The 17605-nt window shown below is 57.8% G+C and carries 17 protein-coding genes, 1 tRNA gene and 1 other RNA gene; 13 read left to right on the forward strand and 6 right to left on the reverse strand.

Annotated elements, in window-relative coordinates; all coding sequences use genetic code 11:
- The first annotated feature begins 171 nt into the window (after nucleotides 1-171).
- On the forward strand, nucleotides 172-645 hold the full coding sequence (locus FB466_RS10100; RefSeq protein WP_141918265.1) for a peroxiredoxin: 474 nt from the start codon (nucleotides 172-174) through the stop codon (nucleotides 643-645).
- 83 nt (nucleotides 646-728) lie between these two features.
- On the opposite strand, the gene FB466_RS10105 is transcribed toward FB466_RS10100, so the two are convergent.
- The gene (locus FB466_RS10105; protein WP_141918267.1) at nucleotides 729-1400 is read right to left on the reverse strand and encodes an AIM24 family protein; all 672 of its coding nucleotides are present in this window, start codon (nucleotides 1398-1400) and stop codon (nucleotides 729-731) included.
- Nucleotides 1401-1665: 265 nt separating this feature from the next.
- On the opposite strand from FB466_RS10105, the gene FB466_RS10110 reads away from it, so the two are divergent.
- Both FB466_RS10110 and FB466_RS10115 read left to right on the forward strand, forming a co-directional pair.
- Nucleotides 1666-1738, forward strand: a tRNA-Val gene (locus FB466_RS10110).
- Between the two features lie 221 nt (nucleotides 1739-1959).
- A complete protein-coding gene (locus FB466_RS10115) occupies nucleotides 1960-2223 on the forward strand; it encodes a hypothetical protein (protein WP_141918269.1) in 264 nt (87 codons plus the stop codon).
- A gap of 79 nt (nucleotides 2224-2302) precedes the next feature.
- On the opposite strand, the gene FB466_RS10120 is transcribed toward FB466_RS10115, so the two are convergent.
- Nucleotides 2303-3151, reverse strand: coding sequence for a universal stress protein (locus FB466_RS10120; RefSeq protein WP_141918271.1), 849 nt, complete (start codon nucleotides 3149-3151; stop codon nucleotides 2303-2305).
- A 299-nt stretch (nucleotides 3152-3450) separates the two neighbouring features.
- On the opposite strand from FB466_RS10120, the gene FB466_RS10125 reads away from it, so the two are divergent.
- From FB466_RS10125 to rnpB, 6 genes are all read left to right on the forward strand, one after another.
- A complete protein-coding gene (locus FB466_RS10125) occupies nucleotides 3451-4383 on the forward strand; it encodes a MetQ/NlpA family ABC transporter substrate-binding protein (protein ID WP_141918273.1) in 933 nt (310 codons plus the stop codon).
- Nucleotides 4384-4455: 72 nt separating this feature from the next.
- Nucleotides 4456-5484, forward strand: a complete 1029-nt coding sequence (locus FB466_RS10130; protein ID WP_141918275.1) for a methionine ABC transporter ATP-binding protein — start codon at nucleotides 4456-4458, stop codon at nucleotides 5482-5484.
- Nucleotides 5484-6143, forward strand: a complete 660-nt coding sequence (locus FB466_RS10135; RefSeq protein ID WP_141918277.1) for a methionine ABC transporter permease — start codon at nucleotides 5484-5486, stop codon at nucleotides 6141-6143. Before FB466_RS10130 ends, FB466_RS10135 begins: the two co-directional genes overlap by 1 nt.
- 75 nt (nucleotides 6144-6218) lie before the next feature.
- A complete protein-coding gene (locus FB466_RS10140) occupies nucleotides 6219-7073 on the forward strand; it encodes a Nif3-like dinuclear metal center hexameric protein (RefSeq protein ID WP_141918278.1) in 855 nt (284 codons plus the stop codon).
- Between the two features lie 44 nt (nucleotides 7074-7117).
- On the forward strand, nucleotides 7118-7852 hold the full coding sequence (locus FB466_RS10145; protein WP_141918280.1) for a zinc ribbon domain-containing protein: 735 nt from the start codon (nucleotides 7118-7120) through the stop codon (nucleotides 7850-7852).
- Nucleotides 7853-7903: 51 nt separating this feature from the next.
- Nucleotides 7904-8261: RNase P RNA component class A (gene rnpB / locus FB466_RS10150), an RNA gene on the forward strand.
- A 15-nt stretch (nucleotides 8262-8276) separates the two neighbouring features.
- Here the strand turns inward: rnpB and ppgK are convergent.
- Nucleotides 8277-9029 (reverse strand): polyphosphate--glucose phosphotransferase, encoded by a 753-nt coding sequence (ppgK, locus tag FB466_RS10155; protein ID WP_141918282.1) that lies wholly within the window; start codon nucleotides 9027-9029, stop codon nucleotides 8277-8279.
- A gap of 33 nt (nucleotides 9030-9062) precedes the next feature.
- On the reverse strand, nucleotides 9063-9929 hold the full coding sequence (map, locus tag FB466_RS10160) for a type I methionyl aminopeptidase (protein WP_141918283.1): 867 nt from the start codon (nucleotides 9927-9929) through the stop codon (nucleotides 9063-9065).
- Between the two features lie 80 nt (nucleotides 9930-10009).
- On the opposite strand from map, the gene FB466_RS10165 reads away from it, so the two are divergent.
- The 3 genes from FB466_RS10165 to FB466_RS10175 all read left to right on the forward strand — a co-directional run bounded on the left by FB466_RS10165 (nucleotide 10010) and on the right by FB466_RS10175 (nucleotide 14695).
- The gene (locus FB466_RS10165; protein ID WP_141918285.1) at nucleotides 10010-10195 is read left to right on the forward strand and encodes an SPOR domain-containing protein; all 186 of its coding nucleotides are present in this window, start codon (nucleotides 10010-10012) and stop codon (nucleotides 10193-10195) included.
- Nucleotides 10196-10320: 125 nt separating this feature from the next.
- Entirely contained in the window at nucleotides 10321-11658 is a 1338-nt protein-coding gene (locus FB466_RS10170; RefSeq protein ID WP_141918286.1) for a glutamine synthetase family protein, read from the forward strand.
- Nucleotides 11659-11698: 40 nt separating this feature from the next.
- Complete coding sequence (locus FB466_RS10175; protein ID WP_141918288.1) at nucleotides 11699-14695, forward strand: bifunctional [glutamine synthetase] adenylyltransferase/[glutamine synthetase]-adenylyl-L-tyrosine phosphorylase; 2997 nt, start codon at nucleotides 11699-11701, stop codon at nucleotides 14693-14695.
- Between the two features lie 77 nt (nucleotides 14696-14772).
- Here FB466_RS10175 and glnA read toward each other — a convergent pair whose 3' ends face one another.
- Nucleotides 14773-16197, reverse strand: coding sequence for a type I glutamate--ammonia ligase (gene glnA, locus FB466_RS10180; protein ID WP_141918290.1), 1425 nt, complete (start codon nucleotides 16195-16197; stop codon nucleotides 14773-14775).
- A gap of 135 nt (nucleotides 16198-16332) precedes the next feature.
- On the opposite strand from glnA, the gene FB466_RS10185 reads away from it, so the two are divergent.
- A complete protein-coding gene (locus FB466_RS10185; RefSeq protein ID WP_425460907.1) occupies nucleotides 16333-16761 on the forward strand; it encodes an RDD family protein in 429 nt (142 codons plus the stop codon).
- An 88-nt stretch (nucleotides 16762-16849) separates the two neighbouring features.
- Here the strand turns inward: FB466_RS10185 and FB466_RS10190 are convergent, their stop codons facing one another.
- Complete coding sequence (locus FB466_RS10190) at nucleotides 16850-17566, reverse strand: DUF4191 domain-containing protein (protein WP_141918291.1); 717 nt, start codon at nucleotides 17564-17566, stop codon at nucleotides 16850-16852.
- Nucleotides 17567-17605 lie beyond the last annotated feature (39 nt).

Below are 17605 nucleotides of genomic sequence, written 5' to 3' on the forward strand. Positions count from 1 at the left end.
GTCATCCGAAGAAATGGCGTTTTTGTAGATCGCCACGATGATAGTTGTTTCAACCCTACCCACAAAAGATGCTTAAGCTGTCGCTCTTGGTGGAAGTCTTCTGCAGGACTAGTATGTGTCTCCGGGTCATGCTCCTGCCACGGGGAACAGCCCTGAAAGGAATGCGTCACGATGGCTCTCGAAAACGAGACGTTTGCCCCCGACTTTGAGCTTGCTAATCAATTTGGTGAGCGAGTTCGACTGAGCGATTTTCACGGCAAGAAAGCCGTGGCGATCGTCTTCTTCCCCCTGGCCTTTTCGGGAACCTGTCAGGGGGAGCTGTGCGCCTTACAGGAGAACATTGGGCTGTTCCGCGATAAACGCGTTGAGCTCTTGGGCGTGTCCGTTGACTCAAAACATACGCTGCGGGCCTGGGCTGACGACCAAGGCTTCGATTTCAGCCTACTTGCCGACTTCTGGCCACACGGTCAGCTCGCTAAAGAATACGGCGTTTTCCTCGAGGATAAAGGGTTTGCGAACCGCGCAACTTTCATCATTGACTCGGAGGGTATTATCCAGGCCAGCTTTATTACGGCACCGGGTGAGGCGCGCGACATCCAGGCGTATAAGGATGCGCTGGAAACTCTCGATCTCGTCGTTGCCTAGGGTGCGATTGGCCGTCCAGATGTGACCCATAAAGGATGCGGCACCCCGCCTGGGTGCCGCATCCGCGAGGCGGTTCTTGGTCCTTAGACCGTCACCCCACCCGAGAACTCTGATGGCTGAACAATCACCCACCCCGGGCCGTGGAACGCATACTGGAACGCTTCTCCTGACCCACGGCCGATGAGTGCCCCCGCGCTCATACTGCTCTTGATCGTGGGTTGTAGGTTGGCGGACCATGCCACCGTGGCGTTGATATCGGTGAAAGTTGGCTGCTGGGAGCAGTCCAAAATGAGCGGGGTGCCCTGTGTGGCAATCGCCATGACACCGGCACCGTGCACGGTCGTGTTCCACATGCCGCCCGCGAGCATTCCGGCACCCTTGACGCGATTAATGTCGTATCCGAGTGATGCCTGGAAGGCGAGCAGGTTGCTGCCGTTGATCGTGATAGCCTCGCCCTCTAACTGCATGAGGTGGATGTGGGCTTGGTAGTGTGCAAAAAAGACATCACCATTGCCGAAGACCCGCATGAGCGGCTGATCATCTGATGAGGCCATCTTGCGGAGGAGCTGACCTGCGCTCCTGGATCCCTCGTGTTTGAATTCGATATTGCCTTGGTAAGCGACCATCGCGCCCTTGCGGGTGATGAGTTCGTTGCCTGGGGTGATGCGAGAGCGCAGCAGATAGCTGTTCTGCAGCGACATCAGTTCGTCGTTTTGAACCTCATTGTGTTCCGTATTAAAGAGTGTTGAACGCACTTTTGTATCCTGATCGTTGGCTGTTCTATCGAGTGGCGACGAACGGCTATGTCCCCCGTCGTGGGCGTGCCAATTCGATAGTTTGGCAGTGGTGCCAATGAGGTCAGGTTATTGTGTGGATGCGTGCGCGACCAAACCGAATGAGGGTGAAAAATTTTATAGCTTCTGATCTGGGTTTTAATTGAGCAAGAAGGCTCTTGGTTGATTGAGTTTAGCTTTTTCCCTGTTCATCTGTATTATTAACAAGTTCGCTTTGGCGGGCAGGGGGCCTTTAGCTCAGCTGGTAGAGCGCCACGTTTACACCGTGGATGTCATCGGTTCGATCCCGGTAGGGCCCACCCAAGAGACGATGCTCGTGGCCTTGCTGCGAGCATCGTCTCTTTCGTTCTGGCTCGCCTTGGTCGGTAAATTTCGGCGAGACGTTTGCGGAAATCAGTATGTTGTCAAGCCTCGAGGGTCAGTATCCGCGTCGTTTAGAAAGTTCGCCACAGGAGCAGCCGGGCTGATATGTCGGGACCGAAAGAAAGCGGGATGGGACGATGCAGGGTGAACGCCTGAGGTGATCGAGAGCGGTCACTCCACAATCTTTGTGATCGGAATGGGAGTCTTGACGTGCATCACGCACCTGGTGACCGATATTTTTAGCCACCAGATTCGCGGTGACTCGAATGCTGAATCTCGCCCCAGCCTGAGCGCCGAGATTCGGGATGCCGGGCCCATCGCCTCCTGTGCATCCTTTCCCGCCGCGATGATGCTCATCGCCTGGATTGGCTGGGGTATCTCCTCTTTGGCGGGCCTTAAGATTGCGCCAACTCATTCTTAGGGAATGCACTGACTGAATAGAGAAAAAGAGGGCTGCCCTCTCTGCGCTGAGAAAGAGGACAGCCCATAAGGTACTCGCGCTACTCGGTGCGGGCGACCAGGGTAGGGCACGAGATGTTGTTGAGCACGCCGTGGCTCACGGAGCCGAGCAGGAGCCGGGTAAGGCCCGACCGACCTCGGTTGCCAACAACGAGTAGCTGGGCGTTTTTTCCTTCGGCTACGAGCGCAGCGATTGGAGGAGACTGCACAATCTTCTTGGTGATCACGAGGTCTGGATAGCGCTCTGAGAGCCCCGCCAGAGCAATTGCCATTGCCTCCTCCGCAGTCTCATTCTGACTTGTCAGCAGCTGTTCACTCCACAGATACTCGAGTCCGGGGGTCACCGGGGGAGTCCAGGCATAGACGGCAATGAGCGGTTGACCGGTTCGGTCGGCCTCTGCCGCAGCGTACTGAACGGCTCGCTCGCTCGCCTCAGAGGTATCAACGCCCACGACAACCCCTGATCGCTTAGCCTCATCGTTGAGGGGGATGATGGCAACGGGCGAGTGAGAGACGGCAGCAATCTTGATTCCGCGTGTACCGAAGAGGGCAGCGGGTACCTTTGCTCCCTTGTGGGTTCCCAGGACAATGAGCGAGGCCTCGGTGGAGAGCCGCTCAATCTCGCGAGCCGGGTTTCCGATGACGACCTCAGTAGTGATCGGAACGTCCAACCCCAGCGCCTCGGCGACGCTTTTCTCTTCCGCGGCGATCCTCTCCGCGGCGGTGCGAGCCTCGCCGACAAACACGGGGCTTTCGGAGAGGAACGAGTCATCGACCACATGGACCAGGTGGACACTCGCTCCTTCACGATGTGCGCGGTTCATTCCCCAGACGAGCGCTGCCCGACTCGGTTCTGATCCATCGATGCCAATAATGATTCGCTGGGTCATGATGTGTGTACCTTCCATGTGGCGGTATGAAATGGCAGCCCTGGTGGCTGCACTGCCCCCTCTTCAACGCTACCCTTCGTATGCACCAGAGCCAACCCGCCACGCAGAATGGCCGGGGCGTGGCGCACGTGTGTTGCCCGGGCAGCGTCACGAAGCGTCATCTTTCGACTCAGGATTTGCGTGTAGCCTGTCTGACAATCCACAGTGGGTACTGAAAACTTTGTGAGAGCTGCGTGCTGCATCCAGCAGCGGTAGATTCTGCTTGTATTGTCCAGAAGAATATTGAGGAATGCATCACCATGTCAGACACAGCCAGCGCCGGGGATAAGCTGATCCCTGCCCCACCCGCCAAGAAGAAGACCGGTTTTATCGTGGGCGCAATCATCGCGGTTGTGGTGATCGTCGCGGCCATCCTCATTGTCATCAATCTGGGTGGTAACAAGGAAACTGTGCGCCTCGGTGTGGTGGGTGCAAGCGACTCTCAGTGGAAGATCTTTATCGAGGAAGCTGCTAAGGAGGGTATTGACGTTGAGGTCGTGGACTTTCAGGAGTATACCCAGCCCAACCCGGCCGTCTCCGAAGGCGAGATCGACCTCAATATGTTCCAACACATCATCTACCTGGCACAGTACAACGTGGATTCAGACGATGACCTTACCATCATCGGCTCGAGTGCTATCTACCCGTTGGGCTTGTACTCCACGAAGTATGACGATGTGAAGGATATCCCCGAGGGCGGCGTGGTATCAGTCCCGGATGACCCGAGTAACCAGGCTCGCGCGCTGCTCGTACTGCAGGCAGCCGACGTGATCTCGCTGAAGAATGGCGGTAGCCCCTTCTCTACCCTGGCCGATGTTGAGACTGATAAGTCGAGAGTCACCGTCAAAGCCCTGGGTGCTGCGTTCACGGCCACCTCGCTGCCCGATGTCGATGCCGCCATTATCAACAACGACTACGTTGAGGACGCTGGCCTCACGGCGGATGACGTGATCTTCCAGGACGATCCCGAAGACGAGAGCGCGTTGCCCTACATTAATATTTTCGTGACTCGTGCAGAGGACAAGGACAACGAGACCTACCGCAAACTGGTTGACATCTACCAGACCTCGCAGCCCGTGTTAGACGCGGTGCAGAAGAATGCGGGCGGGACGGCTGTCTTTGTGCAGACTCCGGTTGACCAGTTGAATAAGTCGCTCGCGCAGACTGAGAAGGATTACGCGGCGAGTAAGTAGACCTGAGGGTGCCGGGTGCTGACAGAATAGGCTGTCGGTACCCGGCATTCTGCTGTAACACGAAGGACACGAATGAGTATCATCTCCATGACAGGAGTGAATAAGGTCTACCCGCCACGGCAGCGTGGGCAATCCGAAGTCGTGGCCCTCGACGGTATTGATTTGACCGTTAACAAGGGCGACATATTTGGCATCATCGGATATTCGGGGGCAGGAAAAAGCACTCTGGTCCGGCTGGTTAACGCGCTTGAGACGGCCAGCGGAGGCTCCATCGTGGTCGATGGTACTGAACTGGTGGGGTTGCGTGAGTCTGAGTTGCGCCGTGTGCGCCTTGGCATTGGGATGATCTTCCAACAGTTCAACCTGTTTTCGGCCAAAACGGTATGGGGGAACATTGCCTACCCGCTCACGGTGGCCGGTGTGAGCCGGGAGAAGCAAACGGCTCGCATCTCCGAACTGCTGCATTTTGTGGGTTTGGCGGACAAAGCGCACAGTTATCCGGATGAGCTGTCCGGCGGGCAGAAGCAGCGAGTGGGGATAGCCCGGGCCCTGGCGACGAGCCCCGGTATCCTGCTTGCCGACGAGGCGACAAGTGCGCTCGATCCTGAGACCACCGATGAGGTTCTGACGTTGCTACAGCGAGTTAATCGCGAGTACGGCGTAACGATTATTGTGATCACGCACGAGATGGAGGTTATCAAGCGTATTGCCAACCATGTCGCCGTGATGGAAGCTGGGCGCATTATTGAGAGCGGTCCCGTCTTTGAAGTGTTTTCCCACCCCCAGACTGCCGCGAGCAAGCGCTTCGTGAATACCGTTGTCAACAGTGCACCGCGGGATAAAGAGTTGGCTGCGCTTGTGGAGCGGCATCCCGGCACCATTATCAGTGTGGCCGTGAACGATACCGACGCGAGCCAGTCTGAAGTGATTCGTCACCTTATTCAGCGAGAGGTGGAGTTTGAGTTGATTCACGGGGGAATTGACAATATTCAGGGCAAAACCTTCGGTACTCTCACCTTCGCCCTCCGCGGAACCAGCGACAATGTACGGGCGGCTATTGATGCGGTCTCCCGCTTCGCCAACGTGGAGGAGGTTGCCTAATGGACGTCTTGATTGACCTCCAACCCCAGATGTGGCAGGCCGCGGGGGAGACCCTTGTTATTGTTGCCCTGACACTGCTCTTCGGTGGTATTGGCGGCCTGGCTATTGGTCTGGGTCTTTATTCCTCGCGTCCAGGTGGCATCATGGGCAATCGATCCGTTTTCACCACTCTCAACGTGATTGTGAACGTTTTCCGACCCATCCCCTTCATTATCTTTCTCGCGGCAGCTCAGCCTCTGGCGCGGCTCGTTGTGGGTACTGGAATTGGTAATCCGGCGATTATCTTTACACTATCGCTCGCGGCATCGTTTGCTATTGCGCGAATCGTTGAGCAAAATCTTCTGACGGTGCAGCCCGGAGTTATCGAGGCGGCCCGCTCCGTGGGAGCGAGTCCACTGCGAATCCTTTTCCAGATCGTGCTTCCGGAGGCGCTGGGCCCGCTTGTCCTTGGATATACCTTCATCTTTGTGGCGCTCGTGGACATGTCGGCGGTGGCGGGATACGTTGGTGGTGGTGGTCTCGGCACGTTTGCCCTGCTTTATGGCTATCGCCAGTTCAACCCGCTTGTCACCTGGGCCGCCGTGCTGATCATTATTGTGCTGGTTCAGGTCGTACAGTTCTTTGGCAACTGGCTGGCGCGTAAAATTATGCGCCGATAAACGGCGCGTGATGAGACGGGGCCGTGTCCCCGGGCGAGGCTGTCCTGCGCATTCGATGACGATATCCTCAACGGTATGACTGAAAACTCGTTCACTAACTCCGCTGTCGAAGTCGATAGCACCCTGGGCGACGTGCATCGTCTCATCGACTCGCTTTGGCCCGAGGCGGCAGCGGAAGACTGGGATCGTGTAGGCCTCGTATCGGGTAACCCTGCGCATCACGTGCGCCGCGTACTCCTTGCCGTTGACGCGGTCCGAGCCACGGTAGATGAGGCGATAGGGAGGGATGCTGACCTTCTATTGGTCCACCACCCGCTTCTTCTGCGTGGTGTCACGAGCGTGGGAGAGAACGAGTACAAGGGGGCGCTGCTCGCTGACCTTATCCGCGGGGGGTGTGCACTGATTGCCGCCCATACCAACGCGGATCGTCCGGCAGATGGCGTGTCGGCGCGCATCGCTGATCTTCTTGGTCTGGTTGATAGTGTGCCAATTGATCCGGGAGCTGATCCTTGCGGGGGAATCGGTCGCATCGGCCGACTGCCGGAGATTCAGACTCTGGGTGATTTTGCCCGACGAGTGGCGAGAATTATGCCAGCGACGGCGAGTGGCATCCGAGTGTCTGGTGACTATCACCGGGCTGTTTCCACGGTGGCTCTGTGTGGTGGGGCTGGTGATAGTCTGCTTTCGAGTCCGGTCGTACGTGCGGCCGATGTCTATCTCACGTCTGACCTGCGACACCACCCTGCCTCAGAGTCGCGCGAACAGGCTCTTTGTGGGGGCGGTCCCGCTCTCATCGACGTGTCGCACTGGGCTAGCGAATGGCTCTGGTTAGATGTCGCGGCGGAGACTCTAAGAGCCCGCCTCCCCCACATCGAGTTTGTCGTGAGTGACACCCGGACGGATGTCTGGGACTTTACTATTGTTCAGTAGGCTTAGGACCCGGTAACGACGTCAAACGAAGGTAGGACAATCACGTGAAAGCTTCCCCGGAGCAACAGCGACGGCTGCTCGATGTGCAGGCGATTGACACCCGGATGGGTCGTGCGGCGCACAAAGGTCGTACCTTGCCCGAGCGGCAGCAGTTGGCGGCGCTGGCAGATGGCTACGCCGCTGCACGCGAGGCCCTGCACCGCACCCGATCAGTTGTTGAACTGAGTCAAGCAGAGATTACCCGGTTGGAGGATGACGTAGCTACTGTGCGAGCCCGGGCGGATCGCGACAGTGCGCGTCTCTCTACGAGTACCTCTGCCAAGGAGGCCGTCACCCTGGAGTCTGAGTTGGCTACCCTCATGCGCCGCGCAGCGGAGTTGGAGGAGGTCACGCTTGTCGTGATGGAGCGCTTGGAAGTTGAGGATGCCGCGTTCCGTGCTGCTGAGAACCTCTACAATGATCTCGCCGCGCAACGTGCCGAACTGGAGCACAAGATTGCTGCCGAGATGGCAGTGATCGCTGAGCAACGGGCAGCCGCACAGGTTGAACGCGATGAGGTCGTTCGCGACATTGATTCCGATCTGCTAGCGCTATACGAGGAGACCCGTCAGCGCTATGGCTTGGGCGCGGCGATGCTGCGCAACGGCGTGTCAGAGGGTAGTAACATGGCGCTGACCGAGGCCGACCTATCAGGTATTCGCCAGGCGAGGCCTGACGAGATTCTCTTCTGCAAAGATAGTGGATGCATTCTGGTACGTACCGACGAATCTGGTCTCTAACCCAACTGTCATCGGTTCCGTCGTTCGGGGCAGTAAGATGAGGGATGTGAATGGGTCGACAAGACGGTCGCGGCATCTACAGGTGTCGAGGAACGTCCGGGCTCCACAGGGCAGGACGGTGGGTAACACCCACCCGGGGTAACCCGCGAGAAAGTGCAACAGAGAGCAAACCGCCCCTGGCTTCGGCCGGGGGTAAGGCTGAAACGGTGGTGTAAGAGACCACCAGCGGTCGTGGTAACACGGTCGGCTAGGTAAACCTCGTCCGGAGCAAGGTCAGACAGAAAACGTTGAGGCGGCCCGCTGAGTTTTCGGGTAGACCGCTAGAGGGTTGCGGTAACGTGGCCCCCAGATAGATGGCCGTCCATCGCATACGCGTGGACAGAACCCGGCGTAATAGTCGGCCCATTCACCCCATCCGGTCGCGCTATGATACTGCGAGGACGGCCGCTCCCAGAATTCCGGCGTTATTGCGCAGCGTAGCCGGCACAATCGGAGTGTTAAGGTTCAACAGCGGCAAGAACTTCTCGTGGCTTTTCGAGACGCCGCCGCCCACGATAAAGAGGTCAGGGGAGAAGAGAAATTCTAACTCGTTATAGAAGATCTGCAGGCGCGCTGCCCAGTCTGAGTAGGACAGTTCTTCGCGCTCACGAATCGAGTTGGCCGCATACTTTTCAAATGAGTCGCCGCGGTACTTCATATGCCCTAGCTCCAGGTTAGGAACCAGCACCCCCTTGTAGATGAGCGCGGTACCAATTCCCGTGCCCAGGGTAGTGACAAGCACTGAGCCCTGGTGGTTGTTGGCAGCGCCAAACCGGACCTCTGCATATCCGGCAGCATCTGCGTCATTAGTGAAGTGGATGGGGCGCCCCAGGGCTGCCTCGAATAGTTTCTCGGCTGCAAGCCCGATCCATCGTGTGGAGACGTTTGCGGCGGAGCGGGTGATACCCTTCTTTACGATGGCGGGAAAGCACACGCCCACGGGAGTCGTTTCATCGATATTGGGAAGCTGCGTAACGATATCTACTACCGTCTGTGCGATTGCCTCGGGCTCACCTCCCTCGGGGGTCGGGATTTTGACTCGGTCACTGACGAGTTCTCCCGTGGCAAGATCAACGACGGCACCCTTGATTCCGGTGCCGCCGATGTCTACGCCTACCGCGTACTGTGTCTTTATCATGTGCGATGCCTTATTGATTGAATTAATTGATGACTACGGAAGGGTGAGGATTTCGGCTCCGGTCTCGGTCACGACCAGGGTGTGCTCAAACTGGGCGGTAATGCTCTTGTCGCGTGTCGTGACGGTCCAATCGTCGGCCCACATGTCCCACTCGTGCGTGCCAAGGGTGAGCATGGGCTCAATCGTAAAAACCATGCCGGGTACAATGACATCGCTAAACTGCGGTGCTGAGTCATAGTGGGGGATGATTAAGCCGCTGTGGAATGCTTCGCCCACGCCGTGGCCGGTGAAGTCGCGTACCACACCGTATCCAAAACGCTTGGCGTACGACTCAATGGCTCGGCCGATAACATTCACCTGGCGGCCGGGGGCGACGGCCTTGATTCCCCTACGCAATGCCTCAGCCGTGCGGTCGATAAGCTGATCGATCTCCGTCGTAACGCTGCCGACGCGGAAGGTGTGGTTTGTGTCACCGTGGAATCCGTCACGGTAAGCGGTGATGTCGATATTGACAATATCGCCATTTTCAAGCACGGTGTCATCCGGGATGCCGTGGCAGATCACCTCATTGACCGAGCTGCACAGCGACTTAGGATAGCCGCGGTACCCGAGTGTAGAGGGGTAGGCTCCTTTTGAGACCAGGAATTCGTGACCGATCGCATCCAGTTCTTCGGTTGTGACCCCCGGGACGATTGCTTCGCCTACTCTACGAATCGCCTGTGCGGCGATTGTGCCAGCGGCACGGATTTTCTCGATCTGCTCGGAATTGTAGGTGTTATCACCCTTATATTCCGGGGGTTTGGGTCGCCCTATGTACGGGGGCCGCCTGATCGAGTGTGGTACTTTCCGCTCGGGGCTGATTGCGCCGGGGATGAGGTGACCGTTGGTGTCCTTGGGCATAGGTTCTATCCTAAAGGGGCTCTGCCTCTTCTGTGCTCGCCCGATGACCGGATTGCGGCTAGGCCAAATTGGAGGATGCAATGTCTGAAAACCCGGATCATCAGTTTTGGTACAACGTGCGGACGGGTCAGGTTGAGCAGGGGCCACAGTCGCTTGCCATGGATCGAATCGGTCCATTCAGCACTGAGGAGGAGGCAGCTCGGGCGCTTGATATTCTGCGGGCGCGCAGCGAGAAGTGGGCCGCGGAGGATACGGCCGATAGCTAACTTCCGTAAGGCTGCTTCGCATCTGGCGGGCACAGAGGGAGGTCCGTGGTCAGCATGGGTATTTCTGGTCGTATTGATCTCGGCCAGGCGCTAATCTGGTGGGGAGTGACGAGAAGGGTGTGTTCGTGGATAAGCAACGAGATTTTGTTCTACGCACGATTGAAGAGCGCGGTATCAAATTTGTTCGACTCTGGTTCACGGATGTGGTGGGAACGCTCAAATCGGTTGCTATCGCGCCGGCCGAGGTAGAGGGCGCATTCAGTGAGGGTCTGGGTTTTGACGGTTCCGCGATTGAGGGGCTGACTCGATCATTTGAGTCTGATCTGCTCGCTTTCCCCGATCCTGCAACCTTTCAAATTTTGCCCTGGCGGGGCAGCATCGATCCCACGGCCCGGATGTTTTGCGATATCACTACGCCCGACGGGCAGCCCGCTGTGGCTGATCCACGCAACGTGTTGAAGCGCACGCTCGAAAAAGCTGCCGATAAGGGATTTACGTTTTATACGCATCCCGAGATCGAGTTTTACCTCCTGAAATCGTCGGAGTATGGCCCCAGTGGCCCTAAGCCTGTCGATAAGGCGGGATATTTTGATAACGTTCCCGGGGGAACTGCCCACGACTTCCGTCGCGATAGCGTGCGGATGCTTGAAGACCTGGGTATCTCGGTCGAGTTCAGCCACCACGAGGCTGGCCACGGTCAAAACGAAATTGATCTGCGCTATGCCGACGCTCTCACCACCGCGGACAACATCATGACTTTTCGCACCGTCGTGAAGGAGGTGGCGATTGAGCAGGGCGTGTACGCCACGTTTATGCCCAAACCTCTCTCTAACCAGCCCGGTTCGGGCATGCACACCCACCTTTCGCTCTTTGAGGGTGACCAGAACGCTTTTTATGAGCCAGGCGCCCAGTACCGTCTGTCAAAAACGGGCCGTCAATTTGTGGCGGGGTTACTCACCCATGCGCCCGAGATTACCGCCGTAACAAATCAGTTTGTGAATTCGTATAAGCGCCTGTGGGGTGGTGGAGAAGCCCCCAGCTTTGTGTGCTGGGGACACAATAACCGTTCCGCACTCGTACGTGTTCCCATGTATAAACCGAATAAGGGCCAGAGCGTTCGTGTTGAGTATCGGGGTATCGACTCAGCTTCCAACCCCTATCTTTCATTCTCGCTTCTTCTGGCGGCCGGCATGAAGGGGATAGAGGAAGGTTATGAGCTCCCCCCCGAGGCTGAAGATAACGTATGGCAGCTGACTGACTCTGAGCGTCGCGCGCTCGGATTTAACCCGCTGCCGGCGAGTCTCGACCATGCGATTGCTGCGATGGAGAACTCGGAGTTGGTTGCCGAGACGCTGGGTGAGCAGGTATTCAACTATTCGATCCTCAATAAACGTGAGGAGTGGCGTGGTTATCGCGCCGAGGTGACACCGTTTGAGCTCAAACACAACTTGGGCATCCTCTAGATGATGATCAGGGGTATCGGGCAGGATAGGCGGCTATAGCGTGGCGCGCACATCGTCACTGACCGAGCTGGCCAGGGCCGGTTTTTCTGAACTGACCCGTTCGCGTGATGATCTGGCCGCTCTCGACGCGGCACAGCTGTGGCCGCGGGCCGATTGGCTGGAATTTTTCTCGGCCAGTGCAGACCCCGACAGTTCACTGCGTTGCGTTCGTGACCTGTTGGAACGAGCTCCGGAGGAGGCCGCCGCTGTAATATTGGCCGTGCCTCAGCGCCTCGTGCGTCTCCTGGGTGCCTCCCAAGCCCTCGGCGACTTTTTTGTCCGTAACCCCCGCGAGTTGGAGTGGTTGACCGATCCAGATGTCTCGCCCTTGCCCGGCTCTGATTACATCGCCTCGCTGCTCGGTTCGGTTGAGGCGCAGGGTGGCGTGGCCGGGTTGACCGGTGACCCTGGTTGGGTCGCCCTCCGCATCCGCTATCGCCGTCACGTGGCTAGGCTCGCCTGCTACGATCTGGAGAGCTCCGAGCCCGCGCGGGCGTTTGACGAGGTGGCTCGGGCGCTGAGCGATCTTGCCGGTGCAGCGCTCGAGGCCTCTCTGGCTGTGGCGCGTGCGTCTCTGGCCGACCCGACTTCGTTGGGACAGACTTTTCCCCGTGAACAGGTGGCTGCCGCCCGGCTCGCAATTATCGCGATGGGCAAGGCGGGTGCACGGGAACTCAACTATGTGAGTGATGTCGATGTGATCTTTGTGGGGGAGCCGGACGAGGCTGAAACTGTTACGACCGACCGGGCGCTGCTGATCACGACCCGTCTAGCCGCGGAGACGATGCGTGGTATTTACGAATATTCGCGGGAACCAGGCCTGTGGGAAGTAGACCCCAATCTTCGACCTGAGGGTAAGGATGGTGCCCTCGTACGCACACTTGCGTCGCATCGCGCCTACTACGACCGGTGGGCTAAGGGCTGGGAATTCCAGGCGCTTCTCAAGGCTCGCCCCATCGCCGGAGACTCCGAGTTGGGAGCCGACTATCTTGCCGCCCTCTCGCCGCTTGTATGGGCGAGTGGGGCGCGCGAGAATTTTGTGGGTTCCGTGCAGCGAATGCGGGAGCGAGTCACGGAGCATATTCCCAGCGAGGATGTTAATTATCAGATCAAGCTAGGTCCCGGTGGTCTGCGGGATGTCGAGTTTACGGTTCAACTGCTCCAGCTTGTACACGGTCAAGCAGACGACACTGTACGCCAGCGCGGGACCCTTCCGGCCATCCACGCTCTTGCGGAGGGCGGTTATATCGGACGGGATGATGCAGCCCAATTCAGCGCGGCCTATCGCCTCCTGCGTCTTCTTGAACATCGTCTTCAACTCCGGCACCTCGCCCGCACCGCGCTGATGCCCACGGCAGCGGATGATCAGCGCTGGCTTGCGCGCGCATCCGGTTTGGCTCCAACTGCCGAGGGGCTGGTTGCGCTGTGGGAGAGTACAAAGTACAGTGTGCGATCCCTTCACCTGAAACTTTTTTACCGACCGCTCCTGGAAGCTGCGGCTTCGGCGGATTCGATTCCTGTTGGCGACACAACCCTTACGAACGACCAGGCTGCCGCCCGGCTTGCCGCGATCGGCTTTTTGGACCCCCGAGGAGCCTTGCGCCATATTGCGGTGCTCACCTCCGGGGTGTCCCGTCGCGCTACCATTCAGCGTGCGCTTTTGCCGGTGCTTTTGCACTGGTTTTCGGAGGGCTCAGATCCCGACTACGGCCTGCTCGCTTTCCGGCGGATCAGCGATACTCTGGGCACAACACCGTGGTATCTTCGGCTTCTACGCGACTCAACCGCGGCGGCAGGGCGACTCACGACGGTGTTGTCTGGCTCGCGATTTATTGGTGAGTTGATGGAGAAGATGCCGGAGTCGGTCGCCTGGCTGGAGGGTGATAACCGTCTGCGTCGTCTGCCTACCTCGGTGTTAAATGAGGAAATTGACGCGATTCTTGCGCGGCATGACTCGATTGACGCGGCGGCGGTGCCCATTCGACATATCCGGCGGCGTGAGATCCTTCGCTCCGCCATTGCCTCCCTGGTGGGGGTCGCAACCGCGCGGGATACAGCGCAAGCGCTATCGGATATTAACACGGCGGTCCTGCGCGGTCTTCTGGGGGCAATCCGTTCGCATGCTGCGGTCTCCCACGGTGACGGTATTGAGTTTGCCGTCATTGCGATGGGACGTTACGGGGGCACAGAGATGGGATTTGGGTCTGATCTTGACCTGATGTATGTTTTCCGTCCTACTCATAGTGGGCTGGATACGGGGCAGGCCGTTGCGCAGTTCATCGTCTCCGAGCTTAAACGGCTGACCGAAGACCCTTCCCTGCCCTTTGACATCGACTTGGGGTTACGGCCCGAGGGCAAAAATGGTCCCGTTGTTCGTTCCCTTGACTCCTACCGGGCCTACTACGAACGGTGGTCACTCACCTGGGAAGCCCAGGCGCTCCTGCGAGCGAGGCCCGTTGCCGGTGATACCGCTCTGCGCGACGATTTCATGGAATTGGCTGATTCAGTGAGATATCGCGACGGTGTGAGCGATCTGGAGCTCAGAGAGATTCGGCGAATCAAAGCTCGGATTGAGAGTGAACGCCTTCCCCAGGGGGCAGATCCGCTCCGCCACCTGAAACTGGGCCGTGGTTCGCTCAGCGATGTGGAGTGGTTTGTGCAGCTCACCCAACTCGTCCACGCCCACGACATTCCTGGGTTGCGGACCACGTCCACCCTGGAGGCGCTCGAGGTAGCTGCAGCTTACGCATTGGTGACAGAGGAAGACGCGCTATTGCTGCGCGAGTCCTGGGTGCTAGCCACTCAGATTCGGTCAGCCTTGACGCTGTGGCTCAATAAGACTAGTGACGTTCTCCCTGTTGATCGGGCGCAGTTGGAGGGGATTGCCCGCATCGTGGGGCTTCCCGCTGGTTCGGCGACGGATCTGGAACAGCTGTATCTGGCTACGACTCGACGGGCCAGGGCTGTATTCGAGCGCGACTTTTACGGTGAGCCATAGCATCGTTCTCATGGGGGTGGGCCGGGCACATGATGTCCGGCCCACCTCGGTACCAGCAGCGCTAGAGAGGTTAGCGTCTATACGCCGTAGTACAGTTCAAACTCGAATGGGTGCGGACGCTGTGCGAGCGGCTTGATCTCGTGCTCGCGCTTGTATTCGATCCAGGTGGAGATCAACTCGGGAGTGAATACCCCGCCCTCCAGAAGGAAGTCGTGGTCCATTTCGAGTGCCGCAAGTGATTCCTCGAGCGAACCGGGAATTTGCGGAATACCTTTTGCTTCCTCGGGGGGAAGCTCATAAAGGTCCTTGTCAACAGGCTCGTGTGGCTCGATGCGGTTCTTTATACCATCAATTCCTGCCATGAGCTGCGCCGCAAAGCCGAGGTAGGGGTTACCTGATGCATCCGGAACACGAAATTCGATGCGCTTTGCCTTGGGATTGGTTCCCGTGATCGGGATGCGGATGGCCGCGGAACGGTTTCCTGCCGAGTAGACGAGGTTGACGGGCGCTTCAAATCCTTTCACCAGACGTCGGTACGAGTTGATGGTGGGGTTGGTAAATGCGAGTACGGCAGCCGCGTGTTTTAGGAGGCCGCCGATGTACCAGCGTGCGGTATCGCTGAGTCCTCCGTAGCCAGACTCGTCGTAGAAGAGCGGTACGCCGTTGTTCCACAGTGACTGGTGCACGTGCATCCCTGAGCCGTTGTCGCCAAAAAGCGGTTTCGGCATGAAGGTGGCGGTTTTCCCCCACAGGCTGGCAGTGTTCTTTACGATGTACTTGAACTTGAGTATGTCGTCTGCTGACGAGACCATAGTGTCAAACCTGTAGTTGATTTCACCCTGGCCGGCTGTGCCAACCTCATGGTGTGACCGTTCCAGCTGAAGACCCACTCCCTCCAGCTTGAGGCAGATGTCGTCGCGCAGATCGGCATGCTGGTCAACCGGGGACACGGGGAAGTATCCGCCTTTGTAAGGGGTTTTATTGGCGAGGTTACCGCCCTCTTCTATGCGGCCCGAGTTCCACGCTCCCTCACTGGAGTCAACCGAGTAGAAGCTGGAGTGCTGATTGGTTTCGTAGCGCACATCGTCAAAAATGTAGAACTCGGCCTCGGGCGCGAAGAACGCCGTATCAGCGATGCCGGTCGAGGCAAGGTAGCGTTCGGCTTTCTTGGCTACCTGGCGCGGGTCCTTCGAGTAGATCTCGCCTGTGCGTGGGTTGTAGATATCAAAGAGGATGATGAGTGTGCGGTGGGTGCGGAAAGGGTCGATGTACGCGGTTGAGACGTCCGGGATGAGCTGCATATCGGACTCGTTGATCGTAGCAAAGCCGCGAATTGAAGACCCATCGAAGAGCTGTCCAATGGAGAAAAAGTCTTCGTCAACGGTCGAAGCGGGGATATTAAAGTGCTGTTGGACACCGGGTAGGTCGGTGAATCGGATATCAACGAACTTGACGTCGGTATCTTTGATGAACTTCAGTACTTCGGAAGAATCATTAAACATGTGAACGAACTCCAGATGAATCTCAGTGCCCAACCGGTTGTCGAGGCTCTTTTACGCTACGGGTATGCCGTTTCGTTACGGTTATCCAAATGTTTCCGGCATGTTACGGATGGTACGGTCCCGTAGACTGAACGGGTGCCCAACTCCGTGAATGCCTCTCAGAATTTTGGTGACCTTGCCCCGAGCCAGTGGCCGGGAGAGCGCTTGGGGATGCCCCGTACGGGTTCCGGCTCGATCGCTCGTGTGGGTCGCCGCGTCCTGGCTCTCATCATTGATTGGGGGTACTCGTCGGTAATTGCGCTTGCTTTCTTCAACTACAACTCGTTGGCCATCCTCATAATCTTTTTTGTGGCTCAGGTAGTATTTATCCCTACAATCGGGGGCAGCGTTGGACATCGTATTGCTGGCCTCCGAGTTGTATCATTACGTGGCGGCTGGATAGGGGTGTGGCGTCCGTTCCTGCGGAGTCTGCTTCTGTGCCTCATCCTTCCTGCAATCGTCTGGGACTCCGATCAACGTGCGTTCCATGACAAAATCCCTGGAACGGTATTGATCGTCGCCTAAGTCCGTGGCCTGTCAACGTAGAAAAGTAACCGAAGGCAGTCCCGCCTCCGCGGGGTTGCTCCCTCCTCTATCAACGTGTCTCGCTTTGTCAGCGGGGGCGTGGAGCACGCATTTTAGTGGGGTCGATTCCTTTGGGTAGCCCCACGGGATTGGCCTGAAGAGAGCCGAGACGCTTACCGACAGCGATAACTTCCTGTTTGGTCAGTGAGGGTTTGATTTTGACGAGCTTGCGCGAGACTTTATACAGAGGAATTGAGTCTTCGTCGGGCCCCACGAAGAGGTGGGTGATAGTCACCGCGGGCAGGATCCGCTTCACTTTACGTTCTTCATCACCCATCATGCGCTGTACCCGAGATTTTGGTCCTTCGCCGATCAGAACAACTCCGCCGCGGCCGGTCACCCGGTAAACGGCATCTTTCGTGCGCGGATTTACTGCGATGGGCATCTCACTGCCTGTCCAGGAGCGACGTAGGGCATTTTTGACGATAGCTCCAACCGCACCCGGCTCGCCCTCAATTTGTGAGTAGGCGGCGCGTTCTGCGCGACGTCCCAGGACAATCAGGACGAGCAAAATACCAACCATTACCCCGCTGAGGATCCAGACGATGGTACCTAGCACGCCACCAGGAAGGAAGACGCCGAGTCCCACCCCGACCAGAACGGGCACAACAAAGTATCCCACCAGGATCAGCGTTATTTTTGGATCGTAACGACGAGTCATCTGGAAGACTTGCCACATCTGCGAGAGGCGCCCCTGCTTCTTCACTTTCTTGGGTTTTGTCGTGTCGTCTGCGGTTTTAGCCATGTCATCAAGAATACCGGTGATTGGCTTGGAGTCGAGCCA

Source organism: Klugiella xanthotipulae, from assembly GCF_006716695.1.
Lineage (GTDB): Bacteria > Actinomycetota > Actinomycetes > Actinomycetales > Microbacteriaceae > Klugiella > Klugiella xanthotipulae.

Bases quoted from the DNA above. Each gene is read 5' to 3' on its own strand.
- map (WP_141918283.1), bottom strand. From the start codon at position 9,929: ATGCCCAAGGACACCAACGGTCACCTCATCCCCGGCGCAATCAGCCCC.
- FB466_RS10135 (WP_141918277.1), top strand. From the start codon at position 5,484: ATGGACGTCTTGATTGACCTCCAACCCCAGATGTGGCAGGCCGCGGGG.
- FB466_RS10125 (WP_141918273.1), top strand. From the start codon at position 3,451: ATGTCAGACACAGCCAGCGCCGGGGATAAGCTGATCCCTGCCCCACCC.
- glnA (WP_141918290.1), bottom strand. From the start codon at position 16,197: ATGTTTAATGATTCTTCCGAAGTACTGAAGTTCATCAAAGATACCGAC.
- FB466_RS10190 (WP_141918291.1), bottom strand. From the start codon at position 17,566: ATGGCTAAAACCGCAGACGACACGACAAAACCCAAGAAAGTGAAGAAG.
- FB466_RS10130 (WP_141918275.1), top strand. From the start codon at position 4,456: ATGAGTATCATCTCCATGACAGGAGTGAATAAGGTCTACCCGCCACGG.
- FB466_RS10165 (WP_141918285.1), top strand. From the start codon at position 10,010: ATGTCTGAAAACCCGGATCATCAGTTTTGGTACAACGTGCGGACGGGT.
- FB466_RS10140 (WP_141918278.1), top strand. From the start codon at position 6,219: ATGACTGAAAACTCGTTCACTAACTCCGCTGTCGAAGTCGATAGCACC.
- FB466_RS10120 (WP_141918271.1), bottom strand. From the start codon at position 3,151: ATGACCCAGCGAATCATTATTGGCATCGATGGATCAGAACCGAGTCGG.
- ppgK (WP_141918282.1), bottom strand. From the start codon at position 9,029: ATGATAAAGACACAGTACGCGGTAGGCGTAGACATCGGCGGCACCGGA.
- FB466_RS10100 (WP_141918265.1), top strand. From the start codon at position 172: ATGGCTCTCGAAAACGAGACGTTTGCCCCCGACTTTGAGCTTGCTAAT.